This is a genomic window from Amylibacter sp. IMCC11727 (assembly GCF_029854195.1).
In the GTDB taxonomy this organism is placed as follows: domain Bacteria; phylum Pseudomonadota; class Alphaproteobacteria; order Rhodobacterales; family Rhodobacteraceae; genus Amylibacter.
On record NZ_CP122960.1, the window covers coordinates 1,725,534 to 1,741,880 of the forward strand.

General features: G+C 54.0%; 22 protein-coding genes and 1 riboswitch. Of the genes, 8 read left to right on the forward strand and 14 right to left on the reverse strand.

The annotated features are described in order from the left end of the window. Positions 1-2 precede the first annotated feature (2 nt). The 4 genes from QBD29_RS08740 to QBD29_RS08755 form a co-directional block, all read right to left on the reverse strand. Positions 3-1,502 carry a replicative DNA helicase gene (locus tag QBD29_RS08740; RefSeq protein WP_280100917.1) on the reverse strand — a complete coding sequence of 500 codons (1,500 nt, stop codon included), beginning with the start codon at positions 1,500-1,502 and terminating at the stop codon, positions 3-5. A 456-nt stretch (positions 1,503-1,958) separates the two neighbouring features. Further along, positions 1,959-2,180 carry a hypothetical protein gene (locus QBD29_RS08745; RefSeq protein ID WP_280097710.1) on the reverse strand — a complete coding sequence of 74 codons (222 nt, stop codon included), beginning with the start codon at positions 2,178-2,180 and terminating at the stop codon, positions 1,959-1,961. 1 nt (position 2,181) lies between these two features. Next, on the reverse strand, positions 2,182-2,391 hold the full coding sequence (locus QBD29_RS08750) for a hypothetical protein (RefSeq protein ID WP_280097711.1): 210 nt from the start codon (positions 2,389-2,391) through the stop codon (positions 2,182-2,184). A gap of 8 nt (positions 2,392-2,399) precedes the next feature. Then, positions 2,400-2,741, reverse strand: coding sequence for a hypothetical protein (locus tag QBD29_RS08755; RefSeq protein ID WP_280097712.1), 342 nt, complete (start codon positions 2,739-2,741; stop codon positions 2,400-2,402). Between the two features lie 269 nt (positions 2,742-3,010). Here QBD29_RS08755 and QBD29_RS08760 point away from each other — a divergent pair, with 269 nt between their 5' ends. From QBD29_RS08760 to QBD29_RS08770, 3 genes are read left to right on the forward strand one after another with little or no spacing between them, the layout of a single operon-like run. Further along, on the forward strand, positions 3,011-3,703 hold the full coding sequence (locus tag QBD29_RS08760; RefSeq protein ID WP_280097713.1) for a prolipoprotein diacylglyceryl transferase family protein: 693 nt from the start codon (positions 3,011-3,013) through the stop codon (positions 3,701-3,703). Further along, entirely contained in the window at positions 3,670-5,109 is a 1,440-nt protein-coding gene (locus tag QBD29_RS08765) for a radical SAM protein (RefSeq protein WP_280097714.1), read from the forward strand. The genes QBD29_RS08760 and QBD29_RS08765 overlap by 34 nt, the downstream gene beginning before the upstream one ends. Further along, positions 5,106-5,621 (forward strand): hypothetical protein, encoded by a 516-nt coding sequence (locus tag QBD29_RS08770; RefSeq protein WP_280097715.1) that lies wholly within the window; start codon positions 5,106-5,108, stop codon positions 5,619-5,621. The genes QBD29_RS08765 and QBD29_RS08770 overlap by 4 nt, the downstream gene beginning before the upstream one ends. 305 nt (positions 5,622-5,926) lie before the next feature. Here QBD29_RS08770 and pyrC read toward each other — a convergent pair whose 3' ends face one another. After that, positions 5,927-6,964 carry a dihydroorotase gene (pyrC, locus tag QBD29_RS08775; RefSeq protein ID WP_280097716.1) on the reverse strand — a complete coding sequence of 346 codons (1,038 nt, stop codon included), beginning with the start codon at positions 6,962-6,964 and terminating at the stop codon, positions 5,927-5,929. 127 nt (positions 6,965-7,091) lie between these two features. Here pyrC and mbfA point away from each other — a divergent pair, with 127 nt between their 5' ends. Next, positions 7,092-8,075 carry an iron exporter MbfA gene (mbfA, locus tag QBD29_RS08780; RefSeq protein WP_280097717.1) on the forward strand — a complete coding sequence of 328 codons (984 nt, stop codon included), beginning with the start codon at positions 7,092-7,094 and terminating at the stop codon, positions 8,073-8,075. 10 nt (positions 8,076-8,085) lie between these two features. Here the strand turns inward: mbfA and QBD29_RS08785 are convergent, their stop codons facing one another. Next, on the reverse strand, positions 8,086-8,895 hold the full coding sequence (locus QBD29_RS08785) for a crotonase/enoyl-CoA hydratase family protein (protein WP_280097718.1): 810 nt from the start codon (positions 8,893-8,895) through the stop codon (positions 8,086-8,088). Positions 8,896-9,054: 159 nt separating this feature from the next. Continuing rightward, positions 9,055-9,184, forward strand: a riboswitch (FMN riboswitch). Between the two features lie 75 nt (positions 9,185-9,259). On the opposite strand from QBD29_RS08785, the gene QBD29_RS08790 reads away from it, so the two are divergent. The 3 genes from QBD29_RS08790 (at position 9,260) to QBD29_RS08800 (ending at position 10,610) form a co-directional block, all read left to right on the forward strand. Continuing rightward, a complete protein-coding gene (locus QBD29_RS08790; protein WP_280097719.1) occupies positions 9,260-9,685 on the forward strand; it encodes a 6,7-dimethyl-8-ribityllumazine synthase in 426 nt (141 codons plus the stop codon). After that, positions 9,685-10,134 (forward strand): RpiB/LacA/LacB family sugar-phosphate isomerase, encoded by a 450-nt coding sequence (locus QBD29_RS08795; RefSeq protein WP_280097720.1) that lies wholly within the window; start codon positions 9,685-9,687, stop codon positions 10,132-10,134. Before QBD29_RS08790 ends, QBD29_RS08795 begins: the two co-directional genes overlap by 1 nt. A gap of 125 nt (positions 10,135-10,259) precedes the next feature. After that, positions 10,260-10,610, forward strand: coding sequence for a hypothetical protein (locus QBD29_RS08800; RefSeq protein ID WP_280097721.1), 351 nt, complete (start codon positions 10,260-10,262; stop codon positions 10,608-10,610). 75 nt (positions 10,611-10,685) lie between these two features. Here QBD29_RS08800 and QBD29_RS08805 read toward each other — a convergent pair whose 3' ends face one another. The 8 genes from QBD29_RS08805 to QBD29_RS08840 all read right to left on the reverse strand — a co-directional run bounded on the left by QBD29_RS08805 (position 10,686) and on the right by QBD29_RS08840 (position 15,224). Continuing rightward, a complete protein-coding gene (locus QBD29_RS08805) occupies positions 10,686-11,216 on the reverse strand; it encodes a DsbE family thiol:disulfide interchange protein (protein WP_347935654.1) in 531 nt (176 codons plus the stop codon). Beyond that, positions 11,216-11,368 carry a heme exporter protein CcmD gene (gene ccmD / locus QBD29_RS08810; protein WP_280097723.1) on the reverse strand — a complete coding sequence of 51 codons (153 nt, stop codon included), beginning with the start codon at positions 11,366-11,368 and terminating at the stop codon, positions 11,216-11,218. Before ccmD ends, QBD29_RS08805 begins: the two co-directional genes overlap by 1 nt. Then, on the reverse strand, positions 11,365-12,090 hold the full coding sequence (locus QBD29_RS08815; RefSeq protein WP_280097724.1) for a heme ABC transporter permease: 726 nt from the start codon (positions 12,088-12,090) through the stop codon (positions 11,365-11,367). The genes ccmD and QBD29_RS08815 overlap by 4 nt, the downstream gene beginning before the upstream one ends. 78 nt (positions 12,091-12,168) lie before the next feature. Next, positions 12,169-12,663 (reverse strand): hypothetical protein, encoded by a 495-nt coding sequence (locus QBD29_RS08820; RefSeq protein WP_280097725.1) that lies wholly within the window; start codon positions 12,661-12,663, stop codon positions 12,169-12,171. A 70-nt stretch (positions 12,664-12,733) separates the two neighbouring features. Beyond that, positions 12,734-13,390 (reverse strand): heme exporter protein CcmB, encoded by a 657-nt coding sequence (gene ccmB / locus QBD29_RS08825; RefSeq protein ID WP_280097726.1) that lies wholly within the window; start codon positions 13,388-13,390, stop codon positions 12,734-12,736. Further along, the gene (gene ccmA / locus QBD29_RS08830; RefSeq protein WP_280097727.1) at positions 13,390-14,004 is read right to left on the reverse strand and encodes a heme ABC exporter ATP-binding protein CcmA; all 615 of its coding nucleotides are present in this window, start codon (positions 14,002-14,004) and stop codon (positions 13,390-13,392) included. Before ccmA ends, ccmB begins: the two co-directional genes overlap by 1 nt. A gap of 30 nt (positions 14,005-14,034) precedes the next feature. Next, positions 14,035-15,006, reverse strand: coding sequence for a zinc transporter ZntB (locus QBD29_RS08835; RefSeq protein ID WP_280097728.1), 972 nt, complete (start codon positions 15,004-15,006; stop codon positions 14,035-14,037). A 62-nt stretch (positions 15,007-15,068) separates the two neighbouring features. After that, complete coding sequence (locus tag QBD29_RS08840) at positions 15,069-15,224, reverse strand: hypothetical protein (protein ID WP_280097729.1); 156 nt, start codon at positions 15,222-15,224, stop codon at positions 15,069-15,071. Positions 15,225-15,330: 106 nt separating this feature from the next. On the opposite strand from QBD29_RS08840, the gene gcvA reads away from it, so the two are divergent. Continuing rightward, the gene (gene gcvA, locus QBD29_RS08845; protein ID WP_280097730.1) at positions 15,331-16,263 is read left to right on the forward strand and encodes a transcriptional regulator GcvA; all 933 of its coding nucleotides are present in this window, start codon (positions 15,331-15,333) and stop codon (positions 16,261-16,263) included. Positions 16,264-16,347 lie beyond the last annotated feature (84 nt).

Consider the following 16,347-nt stretch of genomic DNA (forward strand, 5'->3'; position numbering starts at 1 on the left):
GCTTAGAATTCTTCGTTGCGGGGGCCGCCTTGCCACGGTTGGGCAAGATCAGAGAAGCGGGTGAAGCGGCCTTCAAAGGCCAGATCAACGGAGCCGATAGGACCGTGGCGTTGTTTGCCGATGATGACTTCGGCTTTGCCCATCAATTCTTCCATTTCGGCCTGCCATGAGGCCATTTTTTCCAGCTCGTGTTCGGCGGGTTTTTCCCGTTCTTTATAATATTCGCCGCGATACACGAACATAACGCAGTCGGCGTCTTGCTCGATCGAGCCAGATTCACGCAGGTCAGACAGTTGCGGGCGTTTGTCGTCGCGGCTTTCCACTTGGCGGGACAGCTGGGAGAGGGCGATGACGGGAATGTCGAGTTCCTTGGCGATGGCTTTCATGCCTTGGGTGATTTCGGACACTTCGTTTACGCGGCTGTCTTTGGCAGAAGCGGGGCGGACAAGTTGCAGGTAGTCGATGATCAGCACATCAAGGCCGTGCGTGCGTTTTAAGCGGCGGGCACGGGCGGCGAGGGCTGAAATAGGCAGGGCGGCGGTGTCGTCGATGAACAGCGGGCAGTTTTCGAGGCTTTTGGCGGCTTCGACAAAGCGGCGGAATTCTTCTTCGGACATGTCGCCAGAGCGGATGCGGTGAGATTCCACTTCGGCGGCTTCGGACAAGATACGCGCAGCAAGCTGTTCTGCGGACATTTCGAGAGAGTAAAACCCAACAACGCCGCCTTCTACTGCCCCTTCGGTGCCATCGGGGCGCACGCCTTTTTTATAGGCTTTGGCGATATTGTAGGCGATGTTCGTGGCAAGCGATGTTTTCCCCATCGAGGGGCGACCCGCAAGGATCAAAAGGTCAGAATTGTGCAGACCGCCGAGTTTTGAATCCATGTCCCGTAGGCCAGTGGAAATACCCGCCATGTCGCCGTCCCGTTGGTAGGCAGCATTGGCGACATTCACAGCGTCGGTGACGGCTTTGAGGAAGGACTGGAAGCCTGAATCCACGGACCCTTGTTCGCCAAGGGCATAGAGGCGCTGTTCAGCGGCGACGATCTGTTCTTTGGGCTCGTCATCCACATCCATGGCGTTGGCTTTGATTGTGATTTCTTCGCCAATGGCGATCAGATCACGGCGGATGGCCATGTCATAGATCATCTGGGCGTAATCTTTGGCAGCAAACACCGACATAGATGCGCCAGCAAGGCGGACGAGATAGGCAGGACCGCCAAGCTCGGCAAGACCGGGATCGTCTTCGAGAAAGGCTTTGATCGTAACAGGTGAAGCGAGCGCGTTTTTCTGGATTCGGCGGGCGATGACTTCGAAAATGCGCCCATGGACGGGATCAAAGAAGTGCGCTTCGTTCACAAGAGAGGCAACGCGATCATATACCTCGTTGTTGACGAGCAACGCACCGAGCAGGGCCTGCTCCGCTTCGATGGAATGCGGCAGGGCCATTGTCGGGTCATTTTGCGTCTCTTGACCGTCTTGGGGTGGGGCGTTGCCGTCCATTTTATCCTCGGAATTTGATAAAAATGGTTGTTGTGGATTTGGGTCCAAATGGCAATCTTGATAAGGTTGTGGATAACCTTTGTATAAGCCAGAAAATGACACAGAATTCGGGGGTTAAGGGGTTTAGTGAATGCGCGAAAAAAGTTTGCTATGCAAATGTGTGAACACTAAATCCTGTGGAAAACTTTTGCTCCACCACAATTCGTGCTAGGTTTCAAACATGAGAACGCGAATCGGGTGGGGTTCGGGTGTGTACAAATCCTCGTCTCGGGAAGGCGCAAGCTGATCCGATTTTTGTATGCAAAAGGGCCTCCTGCGCCAGCTTTGTCTGGATTCGGACTGTCGTTCTTGTAACTGCCTCATGGCTGTTGTGCCCTCCAAGGTCGACGGCTATTCATCAGGTATACTTACCCGGCTGCTTTTGAAGTCGGGTTTTTTCTTGGAATGTGCTTGGGATTAGGGGGCGTTCTGATCTTCGGCCGCACGCTTTTCCTTGTGTTTGTTCACGGCGATGCCGACGAACAATATGCCAACCCCAATGGCAAAGGGAACGCCGCCTACCACCAATGCGGCGCCTGCGAACGGGTCATTTAGACCCATATCCGAGAGCGCGAGGAGGGTGCAGCCGCCACACAAAATCGCGACAAGTGCGCCCAGAACGATTAAAAAAGTGCCCATATCAGTTGCTTTCGTCTTGATCCGGTGAGGGTGTTTCGTTTTTTGCCACGATGGATCGGTAACATACAATGGCGATGATCAGCGCCACAACAAAGGGTGGGCCAGCGAGCAGAAAGGCGGCGTCGGCAAAGCCACCAGTGGCAAACACCAGACCGCAGCCACCTGTGCCGATCATGACGATGATGCTGAGAACGAGAAAGAATTTGGCCATATTGGTGCCTAACGTTTTGATTTAGATTTAATCCGATCCAGGGTGAAACTACCCGATTTTCGGCGGCGTTCTGAAATTTTGTTTTTAGGTATAACAAAGATGCCGAGTGCGACCAGAAATGGCAAGCCACCGATAACAATCGTGGAAGGGCCGATCCCGATCACAAAGAAAAGAGTACATCCGCCGATCAACACCAACATAAGGGTGCTGAGGACGAGAAAGAAATTAGGGCCTGTTAACTCTATCGACATCTCCGCAGCGCGAGACGGATTTTGCTCTGCACAAGGCATCTGGCGTGCATAAATCAGGCGATTTTCAGCGATAGATAACGCCCCCTCTCGGGCATGCAAGCATGCCCTGCCGGGCAGCGGAGCAGGGCAAAATCCGCCGTGCCGCGTTGCGGTTTCGCGAATTTTCGCCAGACCTGCGTTATCTGCCCTTGAAATAGATCACTATTCCTGCGGTCAGATGCCTTGTTCTGACGAAAATTCGACTGAAACTGCGGTGGTGTCGATAGTGTTAACAGGCCCTAGCCAATGGATTTCTTTCAATGTGGGTGGACAGTGTTCATAGAATTGCCCAATGCTGTGTCAAAGGCAAATAAATTGAGGCCCTTGGGGTGAACAACGTCCATCTGATATTTGATTTGATCGCGGCCAGTTGTTCGGGGGGGCTGACGTTTTTGTTGTCCAAAACCGTACTGCACACGGGGTTGGAGCGGGTCAATGCGCTGGGGTGGCCATATTATGGTGGGTTGCTCGTCGGGGCGATTTGGGGAGCGTTTTTCTTTGGCAGTTTGAACCTGTGGATCAGTGGAGAGCCGCAGTTGGGGCGATCCATCCTTGGGGCGCTGGTGGGGGCGATCCTGTTCGTGGAGGTGGCGAAGGTTTGGCTGGGGGTGTCCGGGTCCACGGGGGCGTTGTTTGTGCCTGCATTTACGATTTCCACTGTGGTCGGGCGCTGGGGCTGTCATTTCACGGGACTTGACGATGAAACGGTAGGGATCCGCACAAACGTGGCTTGGGCGGTGGATTACGGGGATGGGCCGCGCCATGCGGTTGCGCTCTATGAGAGTGGGGCGATGGGCCTGTTTTTTGTGCTGTGTCTTTTTTTAATGCGAACAAATCTGACCTTTTTTCAGAAATACGGTTTCTATCTGATGTGCGTTTGGTACGGTGGTCAAAGATTTTTGTGGGAGTTTTTAAAGCCTTACGGCACAGTGATTGGCCCGTTTAACGTGTTTCATCTGTGTTGTATCGCCTTGATAGGATATGGATTATGCATGATGGTAGCCGCCCAGAAGCGGGCTTAGACGGGTTCACACGCAAGGTCGCGCCTTATGTGTTTTTGGGGCAAACTCTTTCGATGTGCGAAGAGTGTTGGCAGTTGGTGCCGACGAAGATCATGCGCGAAGGGGATAACGTTTATTACCAAAAGCGGTGTCGCGAGCATGGGGTGCAAAAGACGATTGTTAGCACGGATGCAGCGTATTTTTTGGCCGCTCGGGACTATTTGAAGCCTGGGGATCGGCCGTTAAAGCCACAAACACGGACAGATTATGGCTGCCCCTATGATTGCGGGCTGTGTCCAGACCATGAGCAGCATTCGTGTTTGGCGATTATTGAGGTTAATCAGGCCTGTAACCTGACGTGCCCTGTGTGTTTTGCCAATTCATCGCCAGCAAAGGATGGGACGAAGACGCTGGCAGAGGTGGAGCAAATGCTCGATCTGCTGGTGGAAAGTGAAGGGGAGCCTGATCTGGTGCAGATTTCAGGCGGGGAGCCGACGATACATCCCCAGATTATGGATATTCTGCGTCTGACCATGACCAAACCGATCCGCCATGTGATGTTGAACACCAATGGGCTGCGGATTGCCCGTGAGGATGGGTTTGCAGCAGAGTTGGCCAGCCTTGGCGAGGGATTTGAGGTGTATTTGCAGTTTGATAGCACCGAGAAGGACGCGTTGAAGGATATTCGGGGCGCAGATTTGAGTAAGGTGCGAATGCAGGCGCTCGCGGCGCTTGAAAAGCACGGAATTTCCACAACGCTGGTGGCGGTGATCAAGAAGGGTGTGAATGACCACGAGATTAACGCGATTATTGAGGAAGGTTTACGCTGGAATTGTGTGCGGGGCGTAACCTTTCAACCTGTGCAATCTGCAGGGCGGAATGAGGGGTTTGACCCGAAGAAGAACCGCATGGTTCTGTCGGAAATTCGCCGCGCGATTGTGGATGGGCCAACGGCGTTTGAAGGGGGCGATATGATCCCGCTGCCGTGCAATCCTGAAAGTATTTCAATCGGTTACGCGTTGCGCAATGGGGAGCAAATTGTGCCGATCACGTCGATGATCCCGAAAGATGTGATTGTCGACGAAGTGCCAAATGCGGTTACATTTGAGAAATATCCAGAGCTGAAGGCGCGGATATTTGAGTTCTTTAGCCTGTCTACGAATGACCAAAACGCAAGCCAGCGGATGGAGGCGTTGCTGTGCTGTTTACCGAGCATCGAAACGCCGCAATCGGTGAGTTACGAGAACCTGTTTCGGGTGGCGATTTCAGAGTTCCTTGATCCCTATAATTTCTGCGTGGCGCGGGTGAAACGATCCTGTGTGCATTTTGTGACGCCCGATCAAGGGATTATCCCGTTCGATACTTATAACCTATTGTACCGGGACGGAAAAATTGAGGAACGCCGCCGCGCAGCAGGGTTGTTGTGAGCGTAACGCGGCCATCGGGCGTTCCCTTTTCAGACAAGATAAAGTTCGGCTGGGCCGCTGTGGCCCGACACGGCATGTTGTGGGGAATTTTTGGTACGTTTATGGCCGCTGGGGCGTTGGTGGTTTGGGCTGCACCCGTTCTGGATGATGCTTGGTTTGTCTATGCCTTTGGCTGGCTGTTTATCCTGTTTCCCCTTGGTATGATGGTCTGGACGATGCCATCGAGCCTGATGTTTTATTATGAAAAACAGGTGGTTAAGAAGTATGGGCGCAGTGCCGAAGCTGTGGTGACAGATATTTACGATGAGGTATTGGATGAGAATGTAACGCTGTATTATGTGGAATATGAGTTCACTTATAAATCCGCGCAGCATTCGGGAAAATTTTATGTGGATGAGCACAAACTGGTGGCGCGGATGAGGGTTGGCGACAATGTGCCGATCAAGTTTCTGGCGTTTGATCCCAGCCAGTCAGATGTGCGCATGCGCAGCCTGAAGGGCAAGTATAAGTAAGATGCCTGCGGCGCGGATATTTTTGGCCAGAAGAAGTTAAGACGCGGACCAAATAGAGCCCATGCTTTGCTCAAACTTAGTGTCAGAAAAAGAGACCTAATAGAATGGCTGCAATAATTGAAATCAAAATAGAGAAGGTAACTGCCATTAGGATTGTGAGGAATTTTTGGCCGTAACTCAGTGTTTTCCAATTTTTGAAATTTACCCAAACTCTGTGAATCGCCTTGCAGAAATCTACAAGTGCGGAAAACCATGAAAGATACAATTATAACTCCCAAATTTTAAAAATATGAGGCAAGGGGTAACTAAGCCACCTGCCAGTATAGCGGGAAACCTGGATCAAAAAGAGTCACAGGATCGGTGCTGGTTTCGATTTTGGCGGGGAAGGTCACGGGGGTCCCTTGCTTTGTTAAAGTGAGCGTTTCTGTGTTCACAGGTAGGCCGTAGTAGGTGGGGCCATTGAGGGATGCGAAAGCTTCGAGGTTTTCGAGTTTCCCTTCGGTTTCAAACACATGGGCGAGGCAGGACATTGTGTTGGTGGCAGAGAATACACCAGCGCAGCCACATTCCATCAGTTTGTTGGGATCGGTGTGCGGGGCGCTGTCCGTGCCAAGGAAAAACCGTGCATCGCCAGAGGTTGCTGCATCAACGAGGGCGCGGCGGTGCTCTTCGCGTTTGGCCACGGGCAGGCAGTAGTAATGAGGACGAATGCCGCCCGCGAGGATATGGTTTCGGTTGATGATCAGGTGATGCGTTGTGATGGTCGCGGCGAGGTTTTTGTCCGCCGATTTCACGTAATCCACGCCGTTTTTCGTGGTGATGTGTTCCGAGATGATTTTGAGGTCTGGCAGGCGTTTGCGCAGGGGATCAAGGATCGTATCGATGAACACGGCTTCGCGGTCAAAAATGTCGATATGGCTGTCGGTGACTTCGCCGTGGATGCATAGGGGGCATCCGATTTCTGCCATTTTTTCAAGGATGTGCATGGCGTTGTTGATGTCTTTTACGCCTGAGTCCGAGTTGGTGGTCGCGCCAGCGGGATAAAGTTTTACGGCGGTGATGAGGCCGCTCTCATGGGCGGCGGCGAGGTCTGCTGGATCGGTCCCTTCGGTCAGATACAGGGTCATCAGCGGTTTAAAATCAGCGCCTTCAGGCAGGGCGGCCAAGATGCGGTCGCGATACGCGGTGGCATCAGCGGCGGTGACAACAGGAGGCACAAGGTTTGGCATGATAATCGCGCGCCCGAAATCACGCGCGGTTTCAGGGGCCACAGCCTTGAGCATATCCCCATCGCGCAGGTGCAAATGCCAATCGTCGGGGCGGCGGATGGTGAGTGTGGTCATGGGGCGGCTCCTGTTTTTGTTCCTGTCTGATAACGGGTAGTGGGGGCACGGGGCAAGGTGGATTTGTGGTTGAAGGCGTGGGAACTTCGCCTTACTTTAGAATCATTCTAACTCTATTGGTGTAAAAATGCTGTCCCGTTTCATCCGTCCCTCAAAGCGTGATTTTTCAGATCTAAGTGAGCAGGAAATCCTTGCGCTTGCGATTTCGGCTGAAGAAGATGATGCGCGGATTTATGCGGCTTATGCAGATGGGTTGCGGGAAGAGTTTCCTGACAGTGCCAAGATATTCGACGGCATGGCAGAGGAGGAGAATACCCACCGCAATTGGTTGATTGAGCTGCATAAAAAGCGGTTTGGGGATGTGATCCCACTGATCCGTCGGGACCATGTGAAGGGGTTTTACGAGCGCAAACCTGATTGGCTGGTGCGCCCGCTTGGGATTGAAAAGACCCGCACTGCAGCACGCGAGATGGAAGCACAGGCGGCGCGGTTTTATCGGTTGGCGGCGCAGAATACGACGGATGCAGATACGCGAAAACTGCTTGGCGATTTGGCGCTGGCAGAAGCTGGACATGAGGCCACCGCCGTTCAGTTAGAAGAAACCCATGTGGGCGAAGATGTGGCCCGTGCGGAGGCAACTGAAGAGCACCGCCAGTTTGTACTGACGTGGGTGCAGCCTGGTTTGGCGGGGCTGATGGATGGCTCTGTGTCCACGCTTGCACCGATTTTTGCGGCGGCCTTTGCCACAGGGGATACGTGGCAGACTTTTCTGGTGGGCCTGTCGGCGTCCGTGGGGGCGGGGATTTCCATGGGGTTCACCGAAGTGGCGTCCGATGACGGTGTGATTTCGGGGCGGGGATCGCCGATGAAACGGGGGATTGCAGCGGGGGTGATGACCACGCTTGGAGGGCTTGGTCATGCCTTGCCGTATCTGATCCCCGACTTTTGGACGGCGACAACCATTGCCATTTTGGTGGTGTTTGTCGAGTTGTGGGCGATTACGTGGATTCAGAACAAATATATGGAAACCCCGTGGTTGCGGGCGGGGTTTCAGGTGATCCTTGGCGGCGCATTGGTGTTTGCGGCGGGGATATTGATCGGAAATATGTAGGGGGTGATGCCTATTCTTGATTGCGGCGCACACGGGCGGCGGATTTATCAGCGAAAGCGGCAAGGCGTGCGCGGGCATCGTGTTGAGTGTTGACCACGCCTGCGACCACAGCTTCGGCGTAAGCACCGTCCATTGCTGACATGTTTTGGATGTGGCTGACGGCAGAGCAGATGGCAAAGTTGGAAAGGGGCAAGTTTTGCGCGGTTTTACGCGCCAGTTCGAGCGCTTTTTCCAGTGGATCACCGTCGACTTTGTATTGTGCGAACCCGAGTTCAGCGGCCTCGGCCCCTTGATACACACGGCCTGTAAGCATCATGTCAATCATGCGCGATTTACCCACGAGATCGGTGACGCGGATGGTGGCGCCACCGCCTGTAAAGAGACCGCGCTGCCCTTCAGGTAGAGCAAAATAAGTGGTTTTATTCATTACACGGATATGGGCAGAGCTGGCGAGTTCTAGGCCGCCCCCGACCACTGCACCCTGTAGGGCTGCAATCACGGGAACGCCGCCATATTCCATTTTGTTAAATGCCTCGTGCCATCGCAAGCAGACGTGCATGAAATCTGCAGGGCTGCGATCTGCGTCATGGTGTTCGATCAGATCGAGCCCAGCACAAAAGTGATCACCCGCACCTGCAAGCACCACAGCGCGAACTCCTGCACGTGGGGCGGTGGAAAAGAAATCTACCAATTCGTCTATGGTGGCAATGTCGAGTGCGTTGCGTTTTTGAGAGCGGTTTAGTGTGACCATCCACACGCCATCGCCTTGATCCGTAAGAGCGAGGTTCGTGTAGCGGCTGGGGTCGATCTTGGGCTGCATGGGTGGCTCCTGTTAAAAGCTGTTTGCACCAGCAAGAACAGGTAGAATGGCAATGTGCAAGACGCGGAATCCAATGTTGCGTGACGTTACGATGGGCGTGTCTGGATCGGTATGGGGCGGGATTGGTCTTGTGGCGCGGGGCTGGGCTTGATACCGATTTGATATTCTCAGGGCGGGGTGTGATTCCCCACCGGCGGTGATGGCGTTAAGCATGAGCCCGCGAGCGATAAAACGCAGACTTGGTGTGATCCCAAGGCCGACGGTATAGTCCGGATGGAAGAGAATGGATGTGCTAGCACGGGATGCGTGCGCGTATGTCTGAACGCTCTGGGTCTTGTCTTGTTGTAAGGAAAGGATCAGAGCAATGACAAAACCCAACAAAATCGCCTTTATCAAAGCCCGCTGGCATGCGGAGACTGTGGATCAGGCGTATGATGGATTTAAGGACGCGATGGGCAACGCAGAGATTGATGCGTTTGATGTGCCTGGTGCGTTTGAAATGCCGCTGCTGGCCAAAAAGCTCGGTGAAAGTGGTGAATATGCTGCGGTTGTGGCTGCCGCGTTGGTTGTTGATGGTGGGATTTATCGCCATGATTTTGTGGCCAGTGCTGTTGTGGATGGATTAATGCGCGCGCAGATGGATACAGGTGTACCCGTATTTTCCGTCAGCCTGACGCCACATCATTATCAAGAAACCCCAGATCATGACGCATTTTACAAAGCGCATTTTGTGAAAAAGGGGGCTGAGGCGGCCAATGCGGTGAAAATGGTTTTGGAGCTTGGGGTCTGATGGCGTTGAACAAACGAGTTGTCTTATCAAGCGATCACGCCGCGATTGAAATGCGTATGGCGGTGGCACAGCGTGTAACCGATTTGGGGTGGGAGGCTGTGGATATCGGACCGAGCACGCCCGAAAGCACGCACTACCCTGAACATGGGGCCGCTGCGGCGCAATTGGTGGCATCTGGTGATTGTCGGTTCGGCATCATCCTGTGTGGCACGGGCCAAGGAATTATGATGGCCGCCAATAAGGTCAAAGGTGTGCGCTGTGGTGTGTGCAGTGATCTGTTTTCTGCGGAAATGATCCGCGCTCATAATGACGCGAATATGCTGTCGCTGGGTGCGCGGGTGATCGAAGAAGCCGATGCGATGCAGATTGCAGAGGTGTTTTTGACCACGGAATTCGAAGGCGGGCGACATGGCACGCGTGTGGATATGATTTCGGCGCTTGAGGGGTAGGCAAGCGTAAGGGCACGCAACCACATTGTCTAAGCATCATTGAATAGTGTCTTGTTGGCGGAATGTTGGCGTTGTCCTTCATTGGCAATGACATGCAGCTTGCTCTCGCTGCAGAGGAGAAATGCGTGTCTAATCCCGAATTTGAAAAATCAGTGCAAGATTTCCTTGCACCAATTCTTTCTTTTTTGTCAGATGGTAACCCATCTCGTCAGGTGTATTGGGTCCATCCACGTGAACCGCAGGAAAACCACGACTTTTCAATGCCTCCAGAAGAGGTTGAGCCCTACACACGCTCTTTCATGTTTGAAGGTTTCTGCGTCGGTATTCGTAGCACTGCGAATGGAGAAGAAAAGCAACTTCAGATCGTTTTTTGGGAAGACGGGGATGGCAATTTTAAGCAGGTAGATTGGCCCAGTTTTAACGGAGTAGGAATGAAGGAATGGGTTTGGCGCGGCTTTTCAACAGCACCAGAATGACCATTTTAGATTAAGGTGGCGCGTTCGGGGCTGTCACTGTTGGCGCTAGCCCAGCTGTCCCAAAGTTTTAGACGCCTATTGCGCAGCTGCCGTCATCGCTGGAATCAGCTGTTCGCGAATGACGCGTTGTGTGATGGGGCCAGCGGCGCGGAACAGGATTGTGCCGTTGCCATCGAGCAGAAACGTTTCGGGCACGCCGTAGACGCCCCATTCGAGGGATTGACGGCCGTCGATGCTGCTCACACCCTGGTAAGGGTTGCCCAGTTCTTCAAGGAATGCGAGCGCGTTGGCGTCGGCATCCTTATAGTTGAGGCCGATGACCGGCAAGCCGTTGTCGGCAAGCTCTGTGAGGTTTGGGTGTTCTACGCGGCAAGGGCCGCACCAACTGGCCCAGAAGTTCACGAGTTTTAGATCGCCAGAACGGATCATGTCTTCGGTCACAGGGGGGAGGGAGCCGAGCGGTTCAGCCACAAGCGGTGGGGCGGATTTACCGATAAAGGCGGATGGCAGTGTGTTTGGGTCCGCGCGGAACAGGCCGACTGCAAACATGGCCGCGATGGAGAGGAAGATAACAGGGGGGGCAATGACCCAAGGGGAAATGCGCATCACGTTTTATCCTGTTGTTCGGCTTGAGTTAGGGCAGCGCGCGCTTTGGCGGCTTGGCGCACGGAAAGGACAACCAGACCGACAAGCAACAGTAGGGCAACTGCATAAGCCGAAAGAACATCGGCGGCGTATTTTCCAAGATCGGGGATCATGCGTTTGACCGTGCGAGCAGCGCTTTGGCCCGGCGCAAGCGGATGTGCATGCGGGTGCGCAAAAGCACAAGCGTGAAAAAGAGGAGAACAAAGCCCGCGATGGAGATCAGAAGCGGGTAATAATAACTCGCGTCAATCGGGCTGCGTTCTGTGGCAGTGAGGGTCGCGCCTTGGTGCAGACCTTGGTTCCACAGGTTCACCGCGTATCGAGACAACAGCGCGAAGACGGAGCCCACCATACAAAGGATCGACGTAAGATCGGCGGCGGTGTCGTCGTCTTCGACCGCTTGCCACAAGGCGAGATAGCCGAGGTAGAATACAAACAGGATCATGAACGACGTAAGGCGTGGATCCCATGCCCAATAGGTACCCCACATGGGTTTGCCCCAGATTGCACCAGTAAACAGGGCAATTAGGGTCATGGTGACGCCAATTGGTGCTGCCGCGCGCGCTGCAAGAGCGGATACATGATGGCGGCGCACAAGCCAGATAAGGGAAGCGACCAGCATCATGATCCAAACGTTGATGGCCATCATGGCGGCAGGAACGTGGATAAAGATGATCTTAACCGTAGAGCCCTGTTTGAAATCATCAGAGGTAAAGAAAAAGCCCCAGATCAGACCCGTTGCAAGAAGCGCAGCTGTTAGGATCGCTGCAAACGGCAAAACACGGCCCGAAAGAGCCATGAATTTTACTGGATTTGCGTATTCCCAAAGCGACATGAGCCGTATCTAGCGGGTTTTGTAATGTTCGCCAATGGACATCGGGTCACAGGCTTTGTGAATTGGTCAATACGTGAGTTAATACTTGCCGAGTTCAACGCGCGCCGAGCCGAGTTTCTTTTTCTTGCCGTTCATGGCGTGGACATCGGCGAAATACCGGTTACCGGCGCCACCTGAACATGGGGGCAGGTATCCTTTGGAGGCATATTTGCCTTTGCTTTTGGCGCGTTTGTGAACGAAAGCACCGCCTGCAAGTTTGCTCGAATTTGCTTTGACAGCGGGGAGTTTCGCGCTGCTGCCTTTGACGGGGTAGCCGATAGAGCCGTGCCCCCCGCGTTTTGACAGAGGTTTGTAGTCGCGGTCGTTGTATTCTACCAGCACCCATTCGGTGCCTTCGGGCAGACCCGAAATGACCATTGGGGGCGTTTTGCCTTTGCCACCATGAAGTTTGCAGTGCTGTCCTGCTGGTACAGTTTTGCCGTTCCAGCCGCCTGCGAGTTTTACCTTGAAATCAGCGGCGTATGTGGCGCTTGCCATGGAAAGCGCGATGAGTGTTGCGGTGGTTCTGAGCATAAGAAACTCCATATAAAATTTGCGAAAAGACGAAGAATAGGGCCACTATGCAAAGTCAATTTGCGGATTGTCAACGCAGATTGGCTCGCAGCGCCATGCTGGCGGCAAATGGGATAAGTGCAATTGTCAGAAGGGATAGTCCGCTGAGAAGCGCAAAGGTCGCCAAAGTGCTGTCTCCGTCGATGGCGCGTGTGACGCATTGGGCCCCGAGGATCAGCGTGGGGATGTAAAGCGGCAGCACCAGAAGGGAGAGCAGTAAACCGCCGCGTTTGATACCCACGGTGACGGCTGCGCCAAACATTCCGATGAAGGAGAGCGCCACAGTGCCAGACAGTAAGCTGAGCGTGAGAGGGAGGTAGCCAGACGCGGGGAGGCCAAGCAGATAGCCAAGGGGGGCGCTGGCGATTGTAAGCGGCAGGCCAGTGGTGACCCAATGAGCGAATGCTTTGGCCGTGGCGATCCCTGTTAACGGGATGGGTGCGGTTGCGAGGGCTTCGAGTGTGCCGTCTTCGGCATCGAGCTGGAAGATGCGGTCGAGGGAAAGGAGGCAAGAGAGAAGAGCGCCGATCCACAAAATACCTGGGGCGATGATTGAAAGGAGCGCGCGATCTGGGCCGACCCCGAAAGGAACAAAGAGCGTTAGGATTAGAAAGAACGCGAGCGCGAGGCCAAAACCGCCGCCTGAGCGCAAGGCCAAGGTGATATCGCGTCGGATGAGGGCAAGCATTAAAACGCCCCTTCGAGAAAGGGATCGTTTGCAGAGATGTCCTCTGCGCCAAAGGCGGCTACGTTTAGGGTTTGAGCATGAGGGATGGGCAGATCGAGGTGAGTTGAGACAACAGCAATGCCACCCGCAGAACAATGATCGGTGAGAATTTGCGCAAACTGCGCCACGTGATTTGCATCAAGGGCGGTGGTCGGCTCGTCCAGCAACCAGATTTTGCAGCCAGAGATGTGCAAACGCGCCAGCCCAAGGCGACGTTTTTGCCCTGCGGACAATGTTGCGCCATCGCGCTGGGCTAAATCAGATAGATTGAAGCGGGTTAAGGTGTCTGTTTGTTTGGTTTGATAAACTGCGTGCCAAAAGGCGATGTTTTCTGCCACGGTGAGTTGTGGTTTCACAGCGTCCAAATGGGCCGTGTAGACGATTTCATCTGGATTGACGTTGATCGTTCCCGCGCTGGGCGGGGTCAGGCCCGCAAGGGTGCGCAGCAGCGTGGTTTTACCAGATCCATTCGGCCCGCGTAAAAACAGGCAGGCCCCCGCATTGAGTGAAAAGCTGACATTTGTCAGAACGCGGCGGGTCCCGCGCTGGGCATCTATGTTTTGGACGTGAAACATGCCCGCAGCCTTAGTAGATTTGGCGCGGTGTCACAACAGCCCCCATTTTCGGAACAGCCAGATCAGCAGACCTGTTAATCCCACAAGGGCTGCGCAGACAATCCAAAAGGCGTTGGGATTTTCGACCCCGGGAATGCCGCCCACATTGATGCCGAGCAATCCTGTGATCAGGCCAAGAGGCAAGAAAATTGCTGCCACGGCGGACAATAGGAACAGCTGGCGGTTCATGGCCTCGGACCGTTTGTCGAGAATTTGTTCCTGCACCAGTTGGGCGCGGTCGCGGATGGAATCGAGTTCTTCGGCCAAAAGCGTGATGCGATCTGTGGCTTCGCGCAAATGGGTAAGGTCGGTTTGCGAAAGCCAGCTGAAATCTTGGATCAGCAATGTGGTCAACGCATCCCGTTGTGGCAGCATGTAACGGCGCAGCGCGATGGCGGTGCGGCGGATTTCCGACAGAGTAGCGAGATCGGGCAGGGTGCTGTCGCTGAGCAGGGTTTCTTCGACACCGTCGAGTTCTTCGTTGAGTTCTGTCACCGTAGGTTCAGCGCGATCAGCCAAGCGGCGGGACAGGCGTGAAATCAGATCGCCTGTGGATTTTGCAGGGTTTGGGCCAAGCGTGGCGGTTTTCAGGTCTTCGACCGCCATCAAAGGGCGCAAGGCGTAGCTGACGATGCTGGTTTTGGTGATCCAAAGGCGGATGGAGATCATATCTTCGGCCCGCGCCCCATCGTTAAGGTTGACGCCGCGCAGGATCACAACAGCGCCGTCACCATGGGGTGTGCAGCGGGGGCGTGTTTCTTCGGCGGTAAGAGCGGCAAGGATGACAGGTGGTAGTTTCGTGGCCGCCATCCAATCAGCGGTTTTAGGATCAGATTGCACCAGATGCGCCCAAGTGAAACCCTGTTTCGGGATCAATTGGCTTTCGGTGATGTCGATTTTTGTTGCACGTCCTTTGCCATCAAAGAAAAACGCACAAGAGGAATGGTTGGTCTGGTCTGTCATGGGCGCAACATGACGGGAAACGGCCCCCCTGTCACGTGATTTGTGACAGGGGGACGGGGGTATTAGGCGGAACGGTACGTTCCAAAAGACGGGGCTTTTTTGGTGGCTTTAAAGGGGCTTGTCAAAGCCTCGAGCGCATCAAAAAATGCTAAACTGCGCAATTCATGGGCGCGTTTGATGCCATCGTCGATTTCGTCTTGTGTAAGTGTATGTTTCATTGTCATGATCCAATCATTGTTCATCTGTTGAGATTGAATATGGCGGATAAGGAAAATTTTACAAACGAGACTTTCTTTCACGTCAGTTAAGGTTTACTAATCTGATATGAGCACACCCCATCCCGATAGATTGCCCCCCTTAAACGCGCTGCGTGCGTTTGAGGCCGCGAGCCGGCATTTAAGTTTTGCGAACGCTGCGGCGGAGTTGCACGTGACGCCCGCCGCGTTGAGCCAGCAGATTAAATCGCTGGAGGCGCATCTGGGTGCGCCCGTGTTTTTGCGTTTGAATAGACGTGTCGAGTTGACCGACATTGGACGCATGCTCGCACCCGTCGTTTCAGAAGGATTTGACACCTTGCTGGCCGCGTGGTCGGCGGCGTTGCGGCGTGTGGAAAAGCAACATCTGACGGTCACGGCTGGGCCTGCGTTTATGGCGGGCTGGTTGGCGCCACGCATGGGGAGTTTTGTAACTGCCCATCCCGAGGTGGAGTTGCGGTTCACGGCGAGTCTGCGGATGCTGAGTTTTGAACGGGACGAAATTGATTTGGCCATCCGCTTCGGGGCAGGGGACGATGAGGGATACTTCAGTGAAGAGTTGTTTGTGGATTGGGTGACGCCGATGGTGGCCCCAAATTTAGCAGAGCGCATTAAATCGCCCCAAGACGTGGGACATCTGCCCATGATCCAACAAGACAGCGGTGGCATGTTGCAGGACTACGAACGTTGGAATGCGTGGTGTAACATGTTTGATGTGCAGAAAAACGATGATGGCCCTGTGTTTACGACGCCTGATTCCGCGCTGACCTATGCGGTAAATGGCAGTGGTGTTGTGCTGGGGCGTTTGTCGTTGGCACAGCATTTGTTGCAAGCGGGGCAATTGGTGATGCCGTTGCGCGAAAGCCTGCGGCGATCACTGCGGTATCGTTTGGTGTGTCCGCTTGGTAAAGAGCAGGACCAGAACGTGCAGGTGTTTCGCCAATGGATCAAAGGAGAAATGGCCGCGTTAGAGAATTGGTCTGAAGGGCGTTTGTTTGTTTAAACTTCACGTTAGATCACCATTGTACACAATTGTATACAATAGCCCTTGCGAGGCCGCGCCAAATGGTGCATTACCCATCCAAAT